Source organism: Tateyamaria omphalii (assembly GCF_014651375.1).
Lineage (GTDB): Bacteria > Pseudomonadota > Alphaproteobacteria > Rhodobacterales > Rhodobacteraceae > Tateyamaria > Tateyamaria omphalii.
On sequence record NZ_BMWT01000002.1, the window covers coordinates 259,640 to 281,665 of the forward strand.

Below are 22,026 nucleotides of genomic sequence, written 5' to 3' on the forward strand. Positions count from 1 at the left end.
ACAGAGATAGAACAATCATCCTTATCTGCGCCGTTGTCTAGCGGAAAACCGGGATAATTTCCTATATTGAAGGTCAGTTTCACGGGATCGAGGCCGATATGAACCATTTCCCCATCTTCCTGAACACAGCCGGACGGCGGATCGTGCTGTCGGGCGGCGGTGATGCGGCGCTGGCCAAGCTGCGCCTGCTGATGAAGACAACGGCCCACATCACGGTCTTTGCGGTACACGCCGATGATCAAATCAAGGCGTGGGACGCCGACGGCAAACTGCGCCTGATCGACCGCGCGATGGAACCCGGCGATGCGATGTGCGCCGCCCTCTTCTATGCCGCCGATGAAGATGAGGCCGAAGACAAGCGGACCGCGGCCATCGCCCATGCAGACGGCGCACTGGTTAATATCGTCGACAACCTCGCCGACAGCCAGTTCATCACCCCCGCCATCGTGGACCGCGACCCGGTCACCGTTGCCATCGGCACTGAAGGGGCCGCCCCAGTTCTGGCCCGTGCGATCAAGGCCGATCTGGAGGAGCGCCTGCCCACATCCCTTGGCACCCTTGCCCGCATTGGCAAGGTATTCCGCAAAGCGGCAGACGCCCTGCCCTTTGGCCGCCCGCGCCGCGACTTCTGGCGTGATTACTACTTCAATGCCGGTCCCAAGGCGATGAGCGATGGCGAAGAGGCCGTGCAGCCCGCACTTGACGATCTGCTGGCCGACCACCTGATGCGCGAAACCCGTAAGGGCCATGTCTCCTTTGTTGGCGCAGGACCGGGTGATCCCGAATTGCTGACCCTCAAGGCCCGCAAAGCCTTGGATGAAGCCGATGTCGTGATTTATGACCGCCTGATTTCCAAGGAAATCCTCGAACTGGCCCGCCGCGAGGCGACCATGATCGATGTGGGCAAAGAGGCTTTTGGCCCTTCCACCCCGCAAGAGGTGATCAACGAATTGATTGTCGAACACGGGCTGAAAGGCGCACAGGTCGTGCGGTTGAAATCCGGCGACGCCACTGTCTTTGGACGTCTGGATGAAGAGATCGAAGCCGTGACCGAGGCCGGTGTCGATTATCACATCGTGCCGGGCATCACCGCCGCCTCTGCTGCGGTCGCCTCCATCGGCCAGTCGCTGACCCGCCGTGGCCGCAACTCCTCTGTCCGGTTCCTGACCGGCCACGACACGCGCGGCTTTGCCGATCACGACTGGAAGGCGCTGGCCCAACCCGGTGAGGTCGCAGCCATCTATATGGGCAAGAAGTCAGCCCGCTTCATCCAGGGTCGCCTGATGATGCACGGGATTGATCCGTCGACACCCGTGACCTTCGTGGAAAATGCAAGCCGGGCCGACCAACAGGTCCTGTCAACCACTGTGGCTGAGATGGAGCCAACCCTGACCGAAGCTGGTCTCGGTGGCCCTGCTCTAACTTTCATTGGCCTGGCGCCCCGTGCCGCGTTGGCCGCCATCCCCGAGATCCCACTGCCGCAGATGCAAGAACAGATTCAGGAGGCGCACTGATGCCCAAGGCGTTCACCCCCAAAGTTGTCACAGCCAACCACCTGCTGGCTGGCGATGTCATCTACCAGACCGCCGACGGCTGGACCCGCACATTGGATGAGGCCGAGGTGCTGACCGATGAGGCCGATGCCGATTTGCGTCTGATCGAAGCCTCGCAACAGGTCGACGAAGTCGTCGGCGCCTATCTGGCTGACGTCGCCGTTGAGGATGGCAAGCCCGTCCCGACCCATTTTCGCGAAACCTTCCGGGCCACCGGCCCCAGCAACTACGCCCATGGCAAGCAAGTGGAGCTGTCCTGATGTATAGCTATTCCGAGTTCGACACCGCCTTTCTGGCCGAGCGCAACGCCCAGTTCCGTCACCAGGTCGAGCGCCGGATTTCCGGCGCGCTGACCGAGGACGAATTCAAGCCCCTGCGCCTGATGAACGGCCTGTACCTGCAACTGCACGCCTACATGCTGCGCGTCGCGATCCCCTATGGCACGCTGTCCTCGGCCAAGATGCGCAAGCTGGCCGACATCGCCGAACGCTGGGACAAGGGCTATGGCCACTTCACCACGCGCCAGAACATCCAGTACAACTGGCCCGAGCTGAAAGACGTGCCCGATATGCTGGACGCGCTGGCCGAGGTAGGGATGCACGCCATCCAGACCTCGGGCAACACGATCCGCAACGTAACGGCGGACCATTTCGCGGGTGCTGCGGCAGACGAGATTGCCGATCCGCGCCCTGTGGCAGAGCTGATGCGCCAGTGGTCCACCGACCACCCTGAGTTTCAGTTCATGCCCCGCAAGTTCAAGATCGCCATCACCGGATCGCCGAATGACCGTGCCGTGACCAAGGCACATGACATCGGTATCCGCATGGTCGAGCGCGACGGCGCACGCGGCTACGAGATCATCGTGGGCGGCGGCCTGGGCCGGACGCCAATGATTGGGAAGGTCATCACCGACTTCCTGCCGGAAGCGGACCTGCTGCCTTACCTTGAGGCCATCGTGTCTGTCTGGAACCAAATCGGGCGCCGCGACAACAAGTACAAGGCGCGGATCAAGATCACTGTGCACGAACATGGCATTGATGAAATCCGCCGTCTGGTCGATGAACGGTTTGTCGAGACGCGCAAGGCATTCTCGGGCGTGGATGTGCAGATGTTGCGCGAGATCGAGGGGCATTTTGCGCCACCGGACTTCGTACAGGCCGACACAGCGCCCTACACCCAGGCATTGCAGCACTACCCGGCCTTCCGCGCCTGGACTGACACCAATGTAACCGAACACCGCGATACAGATCACGCCATCGTCACCATCAGCCTGAAGAAACATGGAGCCACGCCCGGCGATGCGTCGGCAGCACAGATGCGCCTGATTGCGAACCTGGCCGAAACATATGGCTATGACGAGATCCGCATCAGCCACGAGCAGAACGTGATCCTGCCGCATGTGCACAAGGCGTCACTGCCGTCGATCTATTCTGCCCTGCGCGCCGAAGGGCTGGCGACAGCGAATATTGGCCTGATCAGCGACATCATTGCCTGCCCCGGCATGGACTATTGTGCGCTGGCCACCGCCCGCTCGATCCCGATTGCGCAGGAGATTGCGACCGCCTTTGACGATCTGAAACGCGAGCACGAGATTGGCGCGCTGAAGATCAAGATTTCGGGCTGCATCAACGCCTGTGGTCACCACCATGTGGGCCATATCGGCATCCTCGGCCTCGACCGAGCCGGTGTAGAGAACTACCAGATCACGTTGGGTGGCGATCACACCGAAACGGCTGCTGTGGGAGACCGGGTTGGCCCGGGCTTCTCGGCGGATGAGGTTGTTCCGGCCATCGAGCGGATCGTCGACACCTATCTTGAGCTGCGGACGGGCGAGGACGAAGAGTTCATCGACACGTATCGCCGTACCGGCCTCGCCCCGTTCAAAGCGGCCCTGTATCCCGAAACCAAGGTGGCCGCGGAGTAAGCACCCATGCTTCATTTCGCCAAAAAAGGGCTCCGCCCGTTCGCGACTAAAACGCTCTCCCAGAGCGTTTCCGGGACGTCGCTCATCCCCGGAGGGTCGGCGAGCCCCGACGCCTCCGTGATGGTCAGCGCGCTGAATGCGCGGCTGACCCATCACGGGGCCACGGATGTGTTGCGCGCCGCGTTCGAAGCGGTGCCGGACATCGCGCTGGTGTCCAGCTTCGGGGCGGAATCAGTGGTGCTGCTGCACCTTGCGGCGATGGTGAAGCGGGATGTGCCGGTGATTTTCATCGATACAGAGATGCTTTTTGCCGAGACTCTGGTCTATCAGCAGGATGTCGCCGAACGGCTACGGTTGCAGAACGTGACCGCAATCCGTGCCGATGACGCCCATGCACAGGACCCGGACGGCACATTGCATCAGCGCGACACCGATGCGTGCTGTGCCTTGCGCAAGACGGTGCCTCTGCAAAAGGCGCTGGCACCCTACAGCGGATGGATGACAGGCCGGAAGCGGTATCAATCGGGCACACGCGCCAAGCTGGAGTTCTTTGAAGTCGAGGCCGCCACGGGGCGCATCAAGGTGAACCCGCTGGCCCGCTGGGCCCCTGAGGACGTGCGTGATTACATGGAAGAAAACCGCCTGCCCCGGCATCCCCTGGTGGCCCAGGGGTATCCGAGCATCGGCTGTGCGCCCTGCACGTCCCCGGTGGCGGAAGGCGAAGACCCGCGCGCGGGACGCTGGCGGGATCAGGACAAGGACGAGTGTGGCATCCACTTCGTCGATGGGAAATTGGTGAGAACTGGAGCACCGACATGACAATTGTAGTGACAGATCAAGGCTTTGGCCCCGACACATGGGACCGTGGCTATACCCCTTTGGGCGAGGCGGCCAATGATGCTGCAGCGCTGGATGTGCCAAGCGATGCGGACCCCGACCAGATCCCGCTGAATGCGGATATCATCCGCGTGGATTTCCCCAGCTTCGCCGATGGGCGCGGCTTCACCATTGCCCGGATGCTGCGCCTGCGCGGCTATCAGGGTCGGCTGCGCGCCAAGGGGCACGTCATCTCGGACCAGTACGCCATGGCGCGCCGGTCCGGCTTTGACGAGGTTGAAATCAGCCAGGCGTTGGCCGCCCGTCAACCCGAGGACCAGTGGCAGTTCCGCAGCGACTGGCAGGCCCATGATTACCAGGCGCGACTGCGCGGTGCATCAAACCACTAAAACCCTCACCATCTGACCCAGATCAAGGTCCCGCGCGGCGTTGTGCCGTATCGCGGGTTGAAAAAACCCTTCCTAAATTGAGAGGCGCGGGTCTAAACCTGCGTTGACACACATATGACCGAGCAAACACCCGTGAACGAAACAACCGCCGTCAAGGCCACCCCGACCCTGCCCGATGCCCAGACGGTGACGGAGATCGAACACTACACCGATCGCCTGTTCCGTTTCCGCTGTACGCGCCCCGCATCGCTGCGCTTCCGCTCGGGCGAGTTCGTGATGATCGGCCTGATGGGTGATCCGCACCCTGAGACCGGCAAGCAGAAGCCGCTGCTGCGCGCCTATTCCATCGCGTCGCCATCCTGGGACGAGGAACTGGAGTTTTACTCGATCAAGGTGCAGGACGGTCCCCTGACCTCGAAGCTTCAGCACATCCAGCCGGGTGATAAAATCATACTGCGCCCCAAACCCGTGGGTACGCTGGTGCATGACGCCCTGCTGCCTGGCAAGCGCATCTGGTTCTTTGCCACCGGCACGGGCTTTGCCCCCTTTGCAAGCCTGCTGCGCGAGCCACAGACCTATGAAGACTATGACGAGGTCATCATCACCCACACCTGCCGCGAGGTGGGTGAATTGACTTATGGCCGCGACCTGATCGAGAGCCTCAAGCATGACGAACTTCTGAACGAAGTGATTGGCGAAGGGTTCTGGAAGAAGATCAAATACTACCCGACCACCACCCGTGAAGAGAGCCCCAAGATGGGCCGCATCACAGACCTGATGAAATCCGGTGAAGCCTTCAAGGATCTGGACGTGGAGCCGCTGAACCCTGAAAGCGACCGCGCAATGATTTGCGGTAATCTGGCCTTCAACCTCGAACTGAAAGAGATGTTCGAGGAATATGGGCTGGAAGAAGGCGCGAATTCCAAGCCTGCGCACTACGTGGTGGAAAAGGCGTTTCTGGACTAGGCGCATTCAAATGGTCACATGCGGTCGACAAGACCGCGTGTGCCAGGCGGTTGGCCACAGCAGCCCATGCTGCGGTGCAGCCTTCCCTAAGGCAGACGATGACTGCGCCCTAAACCCGCAAACTCTTTCCTGCAACTTCAGTCAACTCATGAACGCTTCGCGCCATATCCCGTAACGCACGCGAAAGCTGGGCGGCACACCCGACGGGGTCGCCTGATCGTCAATGAGGCCGGAGAAAGCAAGTCATCCGCCGAAGGTGTTTTCCACACTCGGGGGCTGTCCACAAATCGGCATCAATGCAAACAAACGAATATTCGGTTGCCAATTTCAAGCCACTCGGGAATCCTGATCGGTACTGTTTCTGGGAGGATACAATGTTTCACAAAGCAATAATCGCTGCCGCTGGCCTGTCTTTGCTGGGCACTGCCGCCATCGCGCAAGAGAAGATGCGGATTTCGTTGCAGCTTCCACTGACCAGCCATCTCGGTGAGAACCTTGTCCTTTTCGAAAAGGAAGTTGAGGAACGCACGGGAGGTGCGATCGACGTCGAAATCTACGACAGTGCAACGCTTTACAAGGACAAGGAAGTGCCTGCCGCCGTTGGCTCTGGCGCGATTGAGGCCGGTGTTGCGTCGCTGACCCGCTACGTGGGCGATGCACCGGTGGTCGACGTGTTCTACATGCCGTTCCTCTTCAACACCGAGGAAAAAGTGCGCGACGCCGTTGCCGAAGGATCGCCCGTGCGGAACATCCTGGAAACCGAGATCGCCAAGACCGGCGGCTCTGTTCTTTATTGGCAAGCCTATGGTGGCGCGATCATGCTGTCGCAGGATGAACCAATCCGCACTCCTGCGGACATGCAAGGCAAAAAGGCACGTGTATTTGGTAAGACACTGGGTGATTTTGTAACAGCTGCAGGCGGTGCGCCGACACTTATCTCGGGTTCGGAGCAGTATTTGGCCTATCAGCGTGGCACGGTCGATGTGGGCATGACCGGCGTTTCGGGCGTGAAATCCCGTAAGCTGTGGGAGGTCATGGACACCATCACCAAGACCAACCACGCAAACATCGAATTCGTCGTTGTGGTCAACAATGACTGGTGGGCCGGTCTGGATGCAGAAACGCAAGGCCACATCCGCGATGCGGCCAACGTGGCGCAAAGCGATGTGCGCGACCGCATGAGCCAAATCGAGGCGGATGCCTACGCAGCAGCCGAAGAAAACGGCATGAATATCGTCGAACTGACCGACGAAGAGCTTGCCGCATGGCAGGCAGTTTCGCAGCCAGTGATCGATGGCTATCTGGCCGCCACAGGTGCGGCCGGGCAGCAAGTGCTGGACGCGCTTGGCGTGGACTCCGGATCCTGATCCCAATGGCACAACAGATTGTGACAGGCGACCTTCGGGCCGCCTGTTTGCCTGCGACATGAAGGCCATAACATCATTGTCACAAGCGGCCTGCGCCCTTGGGGCGATCATGCTGGCGGCGACCGGCGTCATGCTGACCTACGAGGTCATCGCGCGCTATTTCTTCATCCGCCCCACGATCTGGGCTGCGGAGCTGAGCCAGCTTTGCCTGATCTGGGGCTGCTTGCTGGCCATGGCGTACCTGTTGACCCTGCGGCGGCATATCACCGTGAATGCGATCACGACCCTCCTGCCGCCTATGGCCCAAAAGGTTTGCGCTTCTGTAGCGCTGGCAATCGTCGTCGTCTTTTCGGCAATTGTCGCCTTCTGGGGGTTCGACATCTTTTTTGACAGTTTCGTTCGCGGTCGCACAACGGGCTCGCTTCTGAACCTGCCAGTGTGGATCGCAGAGGCATCTGTGCCCGTCGGTTTCGGACTGCTGGCACTGCAGGGCGTTGTCGAACTCATTCGGTTGCGAGGTTCTGACGCGACCCAGCTCGGAACAACGCACGAATGACCATCGTTCTGATCCTCGCCTGCCTTTTTGCCTTGCTGCTTCTGGGCGTGCCGGTGGCCTTTGCGCTGGGAGGCATGGGGCTGGGTATGTTGCTGTTGGGCGGTTTTTCTCCGCTGATGGCACCGCAATCCATCCTGTCCACTTTGGACGGTTTCATCCTGCTTGCAGTGCCGCTGTTCCTGCTGATGTCAAATCTGCTGTTGAAAGGCGGCGTCGGGCGCGATCTCTTTGCCGCCGTTCAAGCCTGGGTCGGGCACTGGCCCGGCGGCCTTGCTGTGGCAACCATCATCAGTTGTGGTCTGTTTGCTGCGATTTCCGGGTCGTCAGTGGCGACGGCCGCCACCATCGGAACGGTGGCGATCCCCGAGATGATCAACCGTGGCTATGAAAAGCGCTTTGTCTACGGGTTGCTAGCTGCTGGCGGCACGCTGGGCATTCTGATTCCGCCCTCAATCCCGATGATCGTTTACGGCTTCGTCACCGAACAATCGGTTCTCGCGCTGTTTCTCGCTGGCATCGGACCGGGGCTTGTGCTGGTCATGCTCTTCATCCTGTTTGCGATGCTGCATGCGAAGCTGTCGGACAACTTTGAAAATGTGCCCAAGGCCAGTATGTCTGAACGGATAGACGCCTCCAAGCGTGCTCTGCCTTCGGTGTCCCTCGCCGCTTTGGTGATCATCGGTCTCTATTCAGGTGCTTTTACCCCGACAGAGGCCGCAGCGGTCGGGTCGGCGGCGGCCCTGTTCATCGTGACCTTCTGGCTGCGCACATTGACCTGGGCGACATTGTGGGAGGCGGTGCGCGAGTCCGCCATCACCACCGCGGCGATCCTGCTGATCGTGGCGGGTGCCAAGGTCTTTGGCAAAGCCATCGCGCTCTACCGCATCCCTCAGGACATCTCCGCCTTCCTGACGCAAACCATCGACGGGCCGATCATGTTCATTCTCGTGGTGTCCGTTGTGCTCTTGCTGATGGGACTGGTGTTCGAGGCACTCTCGATGATCCTCATCATGACGCCGGTACTGTTGCCTGCGGCCCTCGGGATGGGCTTCGATCCGATCTGGTTCGGGATCTACATGGTCATCATGGTGGAATGCGCACTGATCACGCCGCCCGTTGGTTTGAACCTCTACGTCATTCAATCGGTCGCTCGAACCAGCCTTTCGAACGTGGCAAGGGGCGTGTGGCCGTTTCTGGCCCTGATGCTTTGCACGGTCGTGTTGCTATATGTCCTGCCGGACCTCGCCCTATACATCCCCTTTAAATGGTAGCCAGCCCCATGACCCCAACCGAAACCCTGCGCCACCTGCTTACGCAGGATACATGCCACATCATGCCCTGCTGTTTTGACGCGCTGTCGGCAAAGCTGATCGCGCAGGAAGGCTATGCACTGACTTTCATGTCTGGCTTTGCCGCGTCGGCCAGCCGCATCGGCGCCCCTGATCTGGGCCTGATGAGCTACGGCGAGGTTGTCGATCAAGTGCGCAACATCACCGATGCGACGACCATTCCGTTGATCGGTGACGGGGACACCGGATACGGCAACGCCATGAATGTGCGGCGCACCGTGGCGGGCTTTGCCAAGGCCGGGGCAGCAGCGATCATGATCGAAGATCAACTGGCACCCAAACGCTGCGGACACACACCAGGCAAGGCTGTGGTGGCGCGCGACGAGGCCTTTGACCGGGTGCGTGCGGCGGTGGATGAACGCGACGCGCTGCGCGCCCAAGGCAGTGATATCCTGATCCTCGCCCGGACGGATGCCCGCCATGAACATGGCCTTGGCGAGGCGATCGAGCGCGCCGCCACATTCGCTGATCTTGGCGCGGATATCCTGTTTGTAGAGGCCCCGAGGTCCGAACAGGAAATGCGCGAGGTCTGTACCTCCCTCCCGGGTCCGAAAATGGCCAACATCGTCGAGGGCGGCGAGACCCCGGATCTGCCGAATGCTGTCTTGCACGACATCGGCTACAGCATTGCCGCCTATCCACTGTCGCTGATGGCCGCCGCAATGCAGGCGATGGTCACAACCCTGCGTGCCATGCGTGATGACGAACGTCCGGCCCAGATGGACTTTGCCGACTTGCGTAGGCGGATTGGGTTCGATGACTACTACGCCGCTTCCGAACACTACGCGTCTTCGAGACGGTAGTATGTGGAGGCCCTGTCAGGCTTGGTTTGACGCAATGGCAAAGGCGGCCCATAACCGACATGCTCAATGTATGCGACGATGGTGAATTCACGATCTGCCGGAAGTAACCGTCCTTGATGGCAACCAGACCAATAGCGCGTTGGCTGACCGAAACATTGCGGTTTCATACGGATGCAACATGGCCGATGTGTTGCGACGCAATGTCATGAAGTGGGCAGCAATGTCGTCGGGAACGGCGCCCGATGAAACTTGGAATTGGCTTCGATCTTGGAAGGCAATGGTTCAATGCTTGCCTGATCGCAGTCGTGCTTCGCTCACTTTGCCAATGTTGAGGACCATTGCGCGAACGCTTCGGCAACGATGATCTTGTCGGACCCAATGACAAATGAAGACAGCCCCCGCGCCGTCCATTTGTTGATCAGTGCACGGCATTCGTCGGGATCAGGGGCGAACACGGGCATCATAACCGGAAGCCCTGCCGCTTGCGCCGCGGTCACGATGTCGGACACGGCTTGCGAGACCGTATCGTTGCGCCAATCTCCGCCAAAGCCCATGGAAACTGATAAATCAAACGGGCCAACCATAAGCGCCACCAGACCTTCGGTTGCGCAAATGGCGTTGATGTTGCGATGGCCATTTGCGGTTTCCACAAGGGCAATCGCCCCGGTGCGCGCTTCTTCGGCCAGGACGTAGTCCTGCCAATTGCGGATAAAATGCCCGCCTGACCGGCAACATGGGCACGCGCCGCGCAACCCGGCGGGCCCGAACCGTGTGGCTGCCACGGCCTGCGCGGCCTCTTCAGCCGTTTCCATGTTCGGCACCACAACGTGACGGATCCCGGCATCGAGGGCTTTCATGATCTCAACCGGATCGTTGCGTGACACGCGCAACGCAACAGCGATATTGTTGGCATCCGCCGCGCGAGCGAGGTTTTCAGCGGTCTCGATCCCGAAAGGCCCGTGTTGGCAATCGATGATCGTAAACTGGAACCCGTTGAGACCAATCAGGTCCACCATTTCCGGCGCGGCGATCTGGGTCCATGTGCCCAGAACCGTGGCCTCCGAGGCCAGCAGAGATTTCAGATCGCGGGTCATGCGTCAGACAGCCCAAGGACGGCCTTGCATTTGATTTCGACCAATATGCCGGGCATGGAGAATCCTTTGACGGCAAACCCCGTCCAGGTGGGGTAACGCTTGGTGAAGTAACGATCCTTGACCTCAAGAAAGATTTTCAGATCGGCCATACTATCGGCAAACCAGGTCTCGAGCTCGACCACATCGTCGAAGCTGGCGCCTGCGGCCTCCAGCACTTTTCTGACATTCTCAAAGGCCTGTACGTACTGCGCTTCGGTGCCTTCAACGACGTTGAGGTTTTCGTCGCGTCCCACCTGCCCCGACAGATAGAGTGCATCACCGACCTTTATGGCAGGTGCATAATGATAGGTGTCATAGATGTTCTCCATCCCTTTGGGGATGATGACTTTGCGCTTGGTCATGCTTCAACTCCTGTAACAGACGGATTTGATTGCTTCAGCGATGCGGCGGGCGTCGGGCATGTATTCCCGCTCAAGCCGGTCGTTGTAGGGCACCGGCATCTCGGGCGCCCCAATCCGGGTAACCGGCGCGTCGAGCCAGTCGAAGGCCTGTTCCTGAATGGCGGCGGTGATTTCCCCGCCGAACCCGCCGAAAAGAGGAGCCTCATGGACGATAACGGCGCGGTTCGTTTTCTTCACGCTCTCGCAGATCGTGTCGATATCCAGCGGTTTGATCGTACGGGGGTCGATCACTTCGACACTGAGGCCGTCACGTTCCAGCCGCTCGGCGGCTTGCAACGCCCGTTCGACCATCGCAAGCGTGGCGACGACGGTGCAATCGGTACCGGTGCGGACGACGCGCGCACGGCCGGGTTCAATCAGGTAGCGGGCTTCGGGCACCGGCTGCTCTGCCCCCAGATAGAGCAACTTGTGCTCCAGAAAGACGACCGGGCCGTCATTGGCGATGGCCGAGGCCATGAGCCCCTTGGCATCATAAGCGGTGGAGGGTGCATAGACCTGCAGACCCGGCACATTGGCAAAGAACATCTCGAGCGATTGGCAATGCTGTGCAGCCAGCCGAATGCCTGCGCCTTGCGGCCCACGAAAAACGATAGGCACCTTTGCCTTGCCGCCTAACATAAACCGCGCCTTGGCCGCCTGATTGACGATGGCATCCATCATCAGCGTGACGAAATCCCAAAGCTGCGCTTCGACAACCACGCGCTTGCCGCGCATCGCAGCCCCCACCCCACAGGTGGATATCGCCCCTTCGGAGATCGGCGTGTCGCGCACCCGGTCGGCGCCGAAGCGGTCGTAAAGCCCGGGGGTCAGGCCAAAGATACCACCGGTGGCACCCACGTCTTCTCCCAGGATAATGACGTTTTCGTCCGCCTCCATCTCCAGCGCGAAGGCTTCGGTGATCGCCTTGCGGTAGGTAATGCAGCGGGCGCCTGGTTCTGGTTCCGCATAGTTCAGTTGCGCGGGCGGCAGGACATTGGCCATGGCAAGGTCCATATCTGGTTCGGCCTGCTGTTGTGCCCAATCAATGGCGGCCTCGATCTCTTCCTCAACCTCGGACACGAGCGTGTCATAACCTTTGGTCTCAAGCGCGCCTGCATCGGCCAGCCGATCCCGCAAGCGCGTGATCGGGTCGCGGGTTTTCCATTCATCTTCCTCTTCTTCCGAGCGGTAAGACGGCAGGTTGGCGCGCATGGAATGATCATCCCAGCGGTAGGTCAGCGCCTCGATCAGTGTTGGCCCATCGCCCGCGCGGGCGCGCAAAGCGGCACGTTCGACCACCTCGAACACTGCTGCTACATCGTTGCCATCGACGCGCTCGTTTGGAACGCCGTAGGCGTCGCCCCGTGCGGCGATATTGGGGCCTGCGGTGACGGTTTCGGTTGCGGTGGTCAGGCCGTATTGATTGTTTTCACAGAAGAAAATCAGGGGTAAGTTCCACACGGAGGCGAGGTTCAGCGCCTCGTGAAATATCCCCTCATTGGCTGCGCCGTCGCCGAAAAACGTAATGCCGATATTGCCAGTGTCGTTCAACTGTTCAGCCAGTGCTGCCCCGGTGCCCAGCCCCATGCCTGCGCCCACGATACCGTTTGCCCCAAGGATGTTCCGATCGAAATCAGCAATATGCATCGACCCGCCCAAGCCTGCACAATAGCCTGGCGCACGGCCCATCAGCTCGGCGAACATCAACCGGATATCGGAGCCTTTGGCGATCGTATGCCCGTGACCCCGATGATGGGTCAGCACGAAATCGTCAGGTCCAAGGGTTGCACAGGCTCCAGCAGCGATTGCCTCCTGCCCCACGCTGGAATGAGCAGTGCCCTTGATCACGCCTTTCAGGAACATCTCTTTCGCACGCGTCTCGAACCGGCGGATGCGCAGCATCATGGTGAGCGCTGCGCGCAGCTCGTCCGGCCCCATCCGGTTGCCCGGCGGGGTTTGTGACACGGTATCCAGAATGTGCACACGTCCCATGGTCGGTTACCCGTAAACCAATTGCGGCAGCCACAACGACAAGCCCGGCCACATCACAACGATGATCAGCGCCAGAATCTGCAGCCCGATAAAGGGCCACTGCGCCGCGAAAATTTCAGACAGTTCCAACGTGTTCCCCGCCGCGCCTTTCAAATAGAAGCAGGCGGGCCCAAAAGGCGGCGTCAGATAGGCGATCTGCATCGAGAGGTTAAAGACGATGCCAAACCAGATCGGGTCATATCCCAGCTGGGTCAGCACCGGCAGAAAGATCGGCATCGTCAGAAACAGGATGCCAATCCAGTCGATGAAGAAGCCCAGAAGGACAAACACGCCGATCATTACGGCCAGAATGATCGCCGGCTCCTGACTGACGCCCGCCAGCATGTTCGAGGCGAACGTGATCCCGCCCATAAGGTTATAGACCCCGATCAGCGCATTGGTGCCGAAGACCAGCCAGAAAACCATGCCACAGGTTCTGAGCGCCTGAATCAATACATCGTTGAGCATGGCAAAGCTGAATTCATTGCGAACCCATGCAGCGATGGCGGCCCCAAACGCGCCAAGAGCCGCGCTTTCGGTGATGGAGGCAAAGCCCGCATAAATCGACACCAGCACGCCACCTGCAACGGCCATGGGCAGGGCCACACCTTTGAAAAGCGAAAGTTTTTCCAAAAGTGGCATATCGCGTTCTTCCGGCGGCAAGGGTGGGCCAAGATCGGGATTCAACCCGCAGCGGATCAGGATATAGGCGACATAAAAGCTTGCCAGCATCAGTCCCGGCACCAGCGTGGCGAGAAAGAGGTGTGAGATCGAGACCTCCGCTGTCAGCCCATAGAAAATCAGAATGATCGAAGGCGGGATCATCGTGCCCAACGACCCACCAGCCGTGATCGTGCCGATGGCCAGCTTGCGATCGTAACTCAGCTTGAGCATTTGCGGTAAGGCGATCAGGCCGAGCAGCACGATCTCGCCCCCGATGATGCCCGTCGTGGCTCCCAAAAGCACCGCAACGCCAGTTGTCACAACACCGATCCCGCCGCGCACCGATCCCGCCCAGACGTGGAAGGCGTGATAGAGATCCTTTGCCACGCCGGAGCGTTCCATTATTGACGCCATCAGCACGAACATGGGCACGGCGATCAGGGCGAAACTGTCCAAAAAATCGACCGTACGCGACCCCACGATGAACAGCGCGTTCAGACCAAACTGGCTGACCGCAAGAACAACGGCAATCGCGCCCGACACGAACGCGAGCGGCACGCCCAGGATCAGCAACGTTGCCATGGTCCCTATGATCAGGAAGGTGACGGTGCCGATATCCACTAGTCGACACTCCGGCTTCGCCGCTGAAGAAGGGCTGCTGCCTGTTTCAGGACCAGCAACAGAAATAGCGCGGACCCCAGAAAGAGCAGTGCCTTAAGGTAAGACGGCAATGGTGAATTCAGCGTGCTGCCAGACCGTTCCGGATCCCATGCGCCGTTCAGCGAAAACCGCCAGATCGCCCGTTCGGCCATGCGCCACGCCGCGTAGGACAAACCGCCCAGATAAATGATCCCGGCAATCAGCGATAACGCATCCGAGAACCGCGCAAACCGGGGCCGCTGTTCAACCAGGAGGGTGATGCGCATATGCGTGCCTTCTGCCATGCAAAAGGCCCCTCCAAAGATGAACCCGAAACTGGCCAGCAGGATCGAGGTTTCATGCGCCCAGGTCGTGGGCGCGTTGAACGCGTACCGAGCCACCACCTCATAGACCATGATCAGGACAATGGCGGCAAAGCACCACGCGGTGGTCCGGCCCAGCCAAATAGCAAGTCGATCAAGCATGTCTCACATCCAGGGCATTTGCGGGCCGTGGCTTGGCACGACCCGCTCGACTGCGTTCAATTGGACAGCCCGAGAGAAGACAAGAATGCGGTGTGACTGTCCACAATCGCTTGCGCATCTGGGCTTTTGGCACCCCAGTCTGCCCAGACCTCTTTGGTCAATCCCCGGAAGGCGGCGGCATCGTCATCCCCGAAGACAAGGAAGGTCACGCCCATTTCATCCTTGGCCTGCGCCTCGGCGGCGGCGTCTTCATCGCTGAGCGTGGTTTTGAGACCTTCGGACATGGCGTAGCAAGCTGCCTCGAACTTGGCTTGGTTTTCTGCCGAAAGACCATCCCATTTGGCTTTGGAAACGCTCATTTCCGTGGTTGCCATGGAGTGCCGCGCGAGCACCGAGTACTTCGCCTGATTGTGCATGCCCAAGGCCACGTTCAACGCCACATTGGCAAGGTCCGTGGCATCCAGCACACCGGTTTCCATCGCCGTGACACTTTCACCCACACCCATGGTTACAAGGGACGCCCCTGCCCGGCTCAGCAAGTCCGAGGCAAGGCCACCCGGGGCGCGCATTTTGAGCCCCTCCAGGTCTGCCACACCGTTGATCTCAACCTTGGACGGGATCTGTTCCGACGGCCAATAGACTGGGCAGATCATGTGTAGGTCGTATTTGTCATAAAGCGCGCGTGCCAGTTCCAGCCCGCCGCCTTCGGTGAACCAGCGGTCGCGGGTTTCACTGTCTGGATACGCGCCGATCGTGTCACCCAGAACGCCCATCGCCGGATCCTTACCTGCGAAATAGGTTGGAGCGGTGTACTGCCCATCCAGCAGGCCGTTTCGGATCGCTTCAATGGTTTCGGCCGCGCCCACAACGGCGCGGCCCGGCAACACCTCGATCTGGATGGCACCATCCGTGTCTTCAGCCAGTTGCGCAGCCATCCCTTCGAACGCCTTGGTGGTCGAAGCATTGGCGCCCAAGAATGTCTGCATCTTGAAGGTCTCGGCGCTGACCGCGCCTGCCATCAAGGCCAACGCGGCAGCTCCGGCCAGAAGTTTGGTCAGTTTCATGAATATCCTCCCGTTGGTCTATTCTGAAAACGGCCTTCAGGCCGCAATTTTGACTTTGGGCATGTCCAGGATGGCGCGGGTTTCGGTCACGGTTGCCGGCTCCCGGCCCATAGCGCGGGCCTGCGCGGCGACCTTTGCGATCACCTCGGCATTGGTCATGTGCCGTGCACCGTCCCTATAGGCGTAATCACCCAGCCCGATTGAGATATGCCCACCTTCGCGAATGATCTTTTCAGTCAATTCAAAAAGATCGCCCTTGTAGTTCACGACCGTCCAGACACAGCGGAATCCTTCGGGCAAAAAAGCAGTATGGGCATCCAGCCCCGCGACCGTTCCGGGATGGCCGGCAAAGATGATCTCGTCAGTCATGCAAAAGCAGATATAGGCCGGGTCGCTCAGCACCCCCATCTTCAGAAATTGTTCGATCTGGCGGGTAAAGCTGACGTTCCAGCTGACAAGATAGGGTTTCAGACCGTGATGTTTGATCCGTTCGGCGAAATGCATCAGCGTGCCAGTCGAATTTTTGTAAATCAGCTCGGTCGTGTCGTATCTCCCGTCATCCGGGTTCCACCAATCGACATTGACGCTGCCCGTGTCCATCGGCGCGAAATCCGGGGCTGTTTCGGGCGCTTTCATCATCTCTTCAATGGCCGCGAAGCGGCCCATCGCATCGGTGTCATTGGCGACATACCCCAACGTGGGGTGGATCAGGATATCGGACTGGGCGCGGATACCGGCATTGGTTTCCAGATAGAATTCGGGCGCGTGCTCCGGCTCACCTTCGGCGGTGCGGCCGTGATAATGGAATACCGATGCGCCTTCATCATAACAGGCCTTGGCGTCGGCAATAATCTCGACGGGCAGGAACGGCACATGCGGATTTTCGCGACGAGTAGCAAGCTCGTTTACACGGGCTTCGATGATGATCTTATCCAAATTGTCCTCCCGTACCGGTTTTCCGGATTGGGATTGGATATATATCTTTTTGCCCCAAGGTGATAGAAAAAGTTATATATTTCTTGTATTGATGCGAAATATATATTACTTAAGTAATACAATGACAGATGCAGACACCCCTATCCCGCGACCCGATGTTGCCGATCTTTTGGCTGATACTTTCCCTGGCCACACCATGCAGCGCATGCGCACGCCGGACGGAAAATACCGTTATATTTACGTAAGTTCAGGCGTCGAAAGCTCGTTTGGGTTAAACCCATCGCAGCTGATGCAGGCCAAAGAAGTGGACCATGCCTGGGTGCATCCGGAAGACCGCGAAAGGTTTGTGGCCGAGCTTGAACGGTCAGCGCAAGATCTGACCCCACTGGATACCGAAGTGCGGGTCGAATCATCTGGCGGCGGGTACCGCTGGGTACGGTCACTGGGCAAGCCCCGACGGCAGCAAGACGGCACCGTGATTTGGGATGGCGTGGCACTGGACGTAACAGACCGCCGCGAGGCCCTCGGCGCGTTGGAACGTGCCTTGTCAGAAGCACGCCGCAGCGAGGTTGCAGAAGGTCGTTTCAACTACATCGCTGCGAAAGATCTCGCCCCCCCTTTGAACGCACTTCGTGACGCTGTTGCAGCCGTTGCGGCGGTCGACAGGCAAGACACAGCCATGGTCGATACCCGCGTTGCCGAACTCACCGACTGTTTTGCAAACTTCGAGAAAGCGCTTCTTGCCACGCGGGGCCTAGTATCGTCAGGTAATCCAAAAGAAACCGATGAAAGTACACCTACGAAATCAAACCTGACGAAGCGACAAAGGGAAATCCTCGAAATGGTCCGAAACGGGGCCTCAAATCGCGAAATTGCGGCGAATTTGGCGATCTCCGAAGGGACCGTAAAGCTGCATGTCAGCGCCGTTCTCAAGCGTCTCGGCGTCAGAAACCGAACAGAAGCAGCACGCCTCAAGTTCGACTGAATTGGCAGTGCTCTGCCCGATCCATGTTGCGCCAACCGAAGGCGAAACCAAATTCGAACCGTTCCACCACAGTCGAAGCCTGTGCAGACATAAAAAAGCGGATGCCAAGACCCAACAAGCATTGGCATCCGCTCGGATCATTTCTGTTTCGCTCTTCAGTTCCGCACGGGTGCCTCGACGTTTGACCATTCAGCGACCATCGCTGGCATCCGGGCGCCCTGTACTTCTATGGCGGCAACCTGGCCATTCAATTCAGCCTGCTCAGCCGAACTGAACCTGAGATCTATAGACGCGATGTTCTCCAACAGATGTGGCATCTGTGTTGTACCGGGAATGGGGACAATCGACTGTCCTTGTGCCATCAGCCATGCCAAGGCGATTTGTCCGGGCGCCGCGCTCTTCCGTTCACCCCAGGCCTTTACCAGTTCGACCAGCGCCATATTGGCCGCGCGGTTCTCGGGATGCATGCGCGTTGTGTTTGCGCGGAAGTCACCGGGGGCGAAGCTGGTGGCCATGTCGATGGCACCAGTCAGGAAGCCGTAACCCAAAGGGCTGAACGGAACAAATCCAATACCCATTTCATCGCAGAGGTCCAGCAACCCGTCTTCCGGCCCACGCCACAGCATCGAATACTCATTCTGCACGGCGGCCACGGGCAGTTCCGCATGGGCGCGGCGTAATGTGTTCGGTCCCATCTCGGACAGGCCCCAGTGCAGCACCTTGCCTTCGTCCATCAGGTCGCGCACAGCGCCTGCCACGTCTTCAATTGGCACCGTCGGATCGACGCGGTGCTGATAAAGAAGGTCGATCCGGTCCGTGCGCAGTCGGCGCAACGAGCCCTCGACAGCTTGTTTGATGTGGGACGGATCGCTGATCAGACCGGGGGCCCATTGGCCGGTTTCAAGGTCAACGTTAAAGCCGAACTTGGTCGCAATTTGGATCTGGTCACGGATCGGTCCTGCGACTTCGCCAAGAATGCGCTCCGACTCATGCGGACCATAGACCTCGGCCGTGTCGATAAAAGTGACCCCCCTGTCCACTGCTGTGCGGATGATATTGTGCATCTCGGCGCGGTTCGGAATGGTCGTGTGGAATGTCCGGCTGTGGTTTTGCACGCCAAGCCCAATTGCGGACACCTCCAGCGCGCCCAGCATACGTCGCCCTTGTGGCACGGTCACAGATCCCATGGCCTGTGCGACGGTACGGGTTGGCGACAGACTACCAACGGCAAGTGCAGCGGCCGCTGCGGTCAAAATGGAGCGGCGGGTCGGATTGATCGATTTGGACATTGGATGTCTCCTCGGAGTCATGGTTTGGGAGGGATTTCGGTTGCAGTTCAGCTGCCGGGCGTATTGCGCACAAATGCGTTGCCGCGCTCGGCCGTGGCAGTGAAGGTCATGGCATCAACCTTCCAACCTGCTTCTGTCTCGACAAATCCATGCACATAAGTGCCCCAGACTTCCCAAAGGGTGTTGCCTCCATTCTCAGGCAACGCCGCCCTCTCCATCCGGTTCCAAGCATAGCCGTGGGACAACATCGTGGCTGACCCGTCGCTTTCAAATGTCACGCGATGATTGCCGCGGAGATGAAAGGATTCCTTCTCGGCCGTGAGGTTAGCGGACCAACCAGAGATCAAGACATCCGCGGGGATCGAGGCCGGTTCACCCCCCACCAATGAAGTAAAATCGACATCAATCGTGTCGGCAAAAAACGAGCGCGCCAGCGCCCAGTCCTTGGCATCGACGGCTGCATCGAGGGCATCCGCAATGCGGATCATCTCGGTTTGCGAGACGATCGTCTCAATCGTAATCGGTGTTCCCGCTGTCTGCGCGACTTCGGCAGAAACTGGCATAGGCGTTGCCAGAACTGTGGCAAGTAAGGGAGCGACGAGTGTGCGTTTCATTGTATGTCTCCATCAGTTCGTGTGATGGGACCAATCTGACGTAAGCCTCACATAGTAAAAAATTCTATAAAGGTATAAAAATGATATCTATCAGGCATCAACTTCTTCTACGATCGTGCGAAGCCTTTTGGTCAGCCCCTGGACGCTGTTTCGTGTCACGAACAGAAACTCGATGGGCACCGACAACCCTTTGACTTTATGAAACCGCACTTGCCGCGGCGGGCGGTGCGTATTGGCCGAATTAACAAAGGCGCAGCCAACCCCTGCCGATACGAGGCTCAGCATGGTCGTTTCGTTTTCGGCCTCCTGCACGATGACAGGATCAAACCCGATACCAGCAAGTGCAGCGTGCAGCGCATCGTGATAGGCGGGCGCGACCGCACGCGGGAACGAAACAATGGGCAGCCCGTCAATGTCATCAAGGTCCAGCGCACCTTCTTTTCCAAAATCGAGATCGGCGGAAGCCGCAAGCATCACACTGTCCACGCGCAGCGGCAGGATCGACAAGGCGTCCACTACGAGGTTTTCCTGCCGGTAGACAAATCCCGCGTCCAGTTCCTCCGCCAGCACAGCATCGATCTGTTCGACGGACCCCATGGGCACGACCTCCATGCGCACATCCGGGTAGGTACGGGCAAAACGGTTCAATGCCAGCGGCAAATGACCCGACCACGACGCACTTTCCAGCAAGCCAATCCGCAAGTGCCCCGCTTCACCCCTGCTGATGCGACGCGCCTCGTCCGCTGCGTCACTTGACGCGGCAAGCACGGCACGCGCCCGGATCGCAAAGGCGCGCCCTGCGTCGCTCAAAATGACGCGACGCCCTTCACGGACAAGCAGCTCTACCCCCAACTCCGCCTCAAGATCACGGATCTGACGGGAGACTGCAGGTTGAGCAATGTTCAGCCGCTCTGCCGCATGGGTGATCCCGCCGTAATCAGCGACGGCCACAAAGTAACGTAGATGCCGTAGCTCCATGATCTATATCTTTTTGCTATTGATACACGCCAAAACTAGTATTGGCGGATATGCCTATCAAACGCAATTCTTGTCCCAACTGATGATGGAGGCGAGAATGATGGTGAAACGCCACGCCGGATCACTGCTTGGCCTCGTGACGGTCTTGTGTTGGTCGGGATACAATGTCGCCGCCAAACACGGCATCGATACGGGTCTGTCTCCACATGCGCTCGCCTTCCTGCGTTTTGTCGTGTCAGGGCTGGCCGTTCTGCCCCTTTCTCATCCTCCTGCACATGCGCGGTAAGACTTTCGACATTCCATTCCGCCGCCTGTCGGTGCTTGTGCTTCTTGGCGGCCCGGCATTCGGGCTGTTCGCCGTCAGCGGATATGTGCATGCTCCTTTGTCGCATGGATTGCTTTTTGCCCCCGTTGCCGTGTTCGTCACCGGAACCATCCTCGGCCAACTTCTTTTGCAGGAACGCATCTGTTCCTACCGCCTGACGGGGGTCGCGATCATGTTTGCAGGCCTCGCCACGCTGGTCGGCCTCGACCTTGGTGGGCTTGGGGCAAACTGGGTGAAAGGTACGGCGATGTTCGTTCTGGCAGGCACAATGTGGGGCGGCTACACCGTTCTGCTGCGCCTGTGGCAAATCCCGATGATCCAGGGAACACTGACGGTCGCCAGCGGATCAGCCATCATCGCAGTGCCTTTGTTGGGCGTGACAGCCTCCGAAACACTGCTGACGGCACCCCCATCTGTGCTTGCATTGCAAGTCGTCATGCAGGGGCTTGTCGGCGGGATCCTCAGTGTCGTCGCCCTTATCGGGGCCGTGCGCACGCTACCGGCCCATGTTGCGGCACTGCTGCCTGTCTTCACACCGGTTGTAGCCCTTGGCATCGCGAGCGCTCTGTTCGGCACACTCCCCAAGACGGCAGAGATATTGGGGGCATTGATCATCGTCGTCGGGTTCGTCGTGAGCGTCGGCCACGTGCCCGGCAAAAGGTGGTCGCCAGCGCAAACAGCCGCGGGTCACTCCTGAACATCTGGCACATGCGGGCCAATGCGACACACCGAGGCATTG

General features: G+C 59.3%; 23 protein-coding genes. 13 read left to right on the forward strand and 10 right to left on the reverse strand.

Annotated features, from left to right (window positions below; all coding sequences use genetic code 11):
- Positions 1–98: 98 nt before the first annotated feature.
- From cysG to IE087_RS06930, 10 genes are all read left to right on the forward strand, one after another.
- Positions 99–1,514, forward strand: coding sequence for a siroheme synthase CysG (gene cysG, locus IE087_RS06885; protein WP_189368572.1), 1,416 nt, complete (start codon positions 99–101; stop codon positions 1,512–1,514).
- Positions 1,514–1,813, forward strand: a complete 300-nt coding sequence (locus IE087_RS06890) for a DUF2849 domain-containing protein (RefSeq protein ID WP_189368573.1) — start codon at positions 1,514–1,516, stop codon at positions 1,811–1,813. Before cysG ends, IE087_RS06890 begins: the two co-directional genes overlap by 1 nt.
- A complete protein-coding gene (locus IE087_RS06895; protein ID WP_189368574.1) occupies positions 1,813–3,477 on the forward strand; it encodes a nitrite/sulfite reductase in 1,665 nt (554 codons plus the stop codon). The genes IE087_RS06890 and IE087_RS06895 overlap by 1 nt, the downstream gene beginning before the upstream one ends.
- Positions 3,478–3,597: 120 nt before the next feature.
- Positions 3,598–4,296 (forward strand): phosphoadenylyl-sulfate reductase, encoded by a 699-nt coding sequence (locus IE087_RS06900; protein ID WP_189369291.1) that lies wholly within the window; start codon positions 3,598–3,600, stop codon positions 4,294–4,296.
- The gene (locus tag IE087_RS06905) at positions 4,293–4,703 is read left to right on the forward strand and encodes a DUF934 domain-containing protein (RefSeq protein WP_189368575.1); all 411 of its coding nucleotides are present in this window, start codon (positions 4,293–4,295) and stop codon (positions 4,701–4,703) included. Before IE087_RS06900 ends, IE087_RS06905 begins: the two co-directional genes overlap by 4 nt.
- A gap of 114 nt (positions 4,704–4,817) precedes the next feature.
- The gene (locus IE087_RS06910; protein WP_189368576.1) at positions 4,818–5,669 is read left to right on the forward strand and encodes a ferredoxin--NADP reductase; all 852 of its coding nucleotides are present in this window, start codon (positions 4,818–4,820) and stop codon (positions 5,667–5,669) included.
- A gap of 374 nt (positions 5,670–6,043) precedes the next feature.
- Positions 6,044–7,036, forward strand: coding sequence for a TRAP transporter substrate-binding protein (locus tag IE087_RS06915; RefSeq protein WP_189368577.1), 993 nt, complete (start codon positions 6,044–6,046; stop codon positions 7,034–7,036).
- A gap of 58 nt (positions 7,037–7,094) precedes the next feature.
- Positions 7,095–7,592 carry a TRAP transporter small permease gene (locus IE087_RS06920; RefSeq protein ID WP_189368578.1) on the forward strand — a complete coding sequence of 166 codons (498 nt, stop codon included), beginning with the start codon at positions 7,095–7,097 and terminating at the stop codon, positions 7,590–7,592.
- Positions 7,589–8,863: a TRAP transporter large permease gene (locus IE087_RS06925; RefSeq protein ID WP_189368579.1), complete on the forward strand. Its 1,275-nt coding sequence runs from the start codon at positions 7,589–7,591 to the stop codon at positions 8,861–8,863. Before IE087_RS06920 ends, IE087_RS06925 begins: the two co-directional genes overlap by 4 nt.
- Before the next feature lie 8 nt (positions 8,864–8,871).
- Positions 8,872–9,744, forward strand: a complete 873-nt coding sequence (locus IE087_RS06930; RefSeq protein WP_189368580.1) for an isocitrate lyase/PEP mutase family protein — start codon at positions 8,872–8,874, stop codon at positions 9,742–9,744.
- 314 nt (positions 9,745–10,058) lie between these two features.
- Here the strand turns inward: IE087_RS06930 and IE087_RS06935 are convergent, their stop codons facing one another.
- From IE087_RS06935 to IE087_RS06965, 7 genes are read right to left on the reverse strand one after another with little or no spacing between them, the layout of a single operon-like run.
- Complete coding sequence (locus IE087_RS06935; RefSeq protein WP_189368581.1) at positions 10,059–10,838, reverse strand: HpcH/HpaI aldolase family protein; 780 nt, start codon at positions 10,836–10,838, stop codon at positions 10,059–10,061.
- Positions 10,835–11,239 (reverse strand): RidA family protein, encoded by a 405-nt coding sequence (locus IE087_RS06940; RefSeq protein ID WP_189368582.1) that lies wholly within the window; start codon positions 11,237–11,239, stop codon positions 10,835–10,837. The genes IE087_RS06935 and IE087_RS06940 overlap by 4 nt, the downstream gene beginning before the upstream one ends.
- A gap of 3 nt (positions 11,240–11,242) precedes the next feature.
- Positions 11,243–13,270: an alpha-ketoacid dehydrogenase subunit alpha/beta gene (locus IE087_RS06945; RefSeq protein WP_229801299.1), complete on the reverse strand. Its 2,028-nt coding sequence runs from the start codon at positions 13,268–13,270 to the stop codon at positions 11,243–11,245.
- A gap of 6 nt (positions 13,271–13,276) precedes the next feature.
- On the reverse strand, positions 13,277–14,593 hold the full coding sequence (locus tag IE087_RS06950; protein WP_229801300.1) for a TRAP transporter large permease: 1,317 nt from the start codon (positions 14,591–14,593) through the stop codon (positions 13,277–13,279).
- Positions 14,593–15,096: a TRAP transporter small permease subunit gene (locus IE087_RS06955; protein ID WP_189368583.1), complete on the reverse strand. Its 504-nt coding sequence runs from the start codon at positions 15,094–15,096 to the stop codon at positions 14,593–14,595. Before IE087_RS06955 ends, IE087_RS06950 begins: the two co-directional genes overlap by 1 nt.
- A gap of 56 nt (positions 15,097–15,152) precedes the next feature.
- The gene (gene dctP, locus IE087_RS06960) at positions 15,153–16,160 is read right to left on the reverse strand and encodes a TRAP transporter substrate-binding protein DctP (RefSeq protein ID WP_189368584.1); all 1,008 of its coding nucleotides are present in this window, start codon (positions 16,158–16,160) and stop codon (positions 15,153–15,155) included.
- Positions 16,161–16,196: 36 nt separating this feature from the next.
- Positions 16,197–17,096, reverse strand: a complete 900-nt coding sequence (locus tag IE087_RS06965; protein WP_189368585.1) for a beta-keto acid cleavage family enzyme — start codon at positions 17,094–17,096, stop codon at positions 16,197–16,199.
- Between the two features lie 121 nt (positions 17,097–17,217).
- Here IE087_RS06965 and IE087_RS06970 point away from each other — a divergent pair, with 121 nt between their 5' ends.
- The gene (locus IE087_RS06970) at positions 17,218–18,081 is read left to right on the forward strand and encodes a LuxR C-terminal-related transcriptional regulator (protein WP_229801301.1); all 864 of its coding nucleotides are present in this window, start codon (positions 17,218–17,220) and stop codon (positions 18,079–18,081) included.
- Between the two features lie 155 nt (positions 18,082–18,236).
- On the opposite strand, the gene IE087_RS06975 is transcribed toward IE087_RS06970, so the two are convergent.
- The 3 genes from IE087_RS06975 to IE087_RS06985 all read right to left on the reverse strand — a co-directional run bounded on the left by IE087_RS06975 (position 18,237) and on the right by IE087_RS06985 (position 20,962).
- Entirely contained in the window at positions 18,237–19,370 is a 1,134-nt protein-coding gene (locus IE087_RS06975) for an aldo/keto reductase (protein ID WP_229801302.1), read from the reverse strand.
- Between the two features lie 47 nt (positions 19,371–19,417).
- Complete coding sequence (locus IE087_RS06980; RefSeq protein WP_189368588.1) at positions 19,418–19,984, reverse strand: nuclear transport factor 2 family protein; 567 nt, start codon at positions 19,982–19,984, stop codon at positions 19,418–19,420.
- A 90-nt stretch (positions 19,985–20,074) separates the two neighbouring features.
- Positions 20,075–20,962 carry a LysR family transcriptional regulator gene (locus tag IE087_RS06985; RefSeq protein ID WP_189368589.1) on the reverse strand — a complete coding sequence of 296 codons (888 nt, stop codon included), beginning with the start codon at positions 20,960–20,962 and terminating at the stop codon, positions 20,075–20,077.
- Between the two features lie 97 nt (positions 20,963–21,059).
- Here IE087_RS06985 and IE087_RS06990 point away from each other — a divergent pair, with 97 nt between their 5' ends.
- A complete protein-coding gene (locus IE087_RS06990) occupies positions 21,060–21,248 on the forward strand; it encodes an EamA family transporter (RefSeq protein WP_189368590.1) in 189 nt (62 codons plus the stop codon).
- Positions 21,238–21,984: an EamA family transporter gene (locus IE087_RS06995; protein WP_189368591.1), complete on the forward strand. Its 747-nt coding sequence runs from the start codon at positions 21,238–21,240 to the stop codon at positions 21,982–21,984. The genes IE087_RS06990 and IE087_RS06995 overlap by 11 nt, the downstream gene beginning before the upstream one ends.
- Positions 21,985–22,026: the final 42 nt, after the last annotated feature.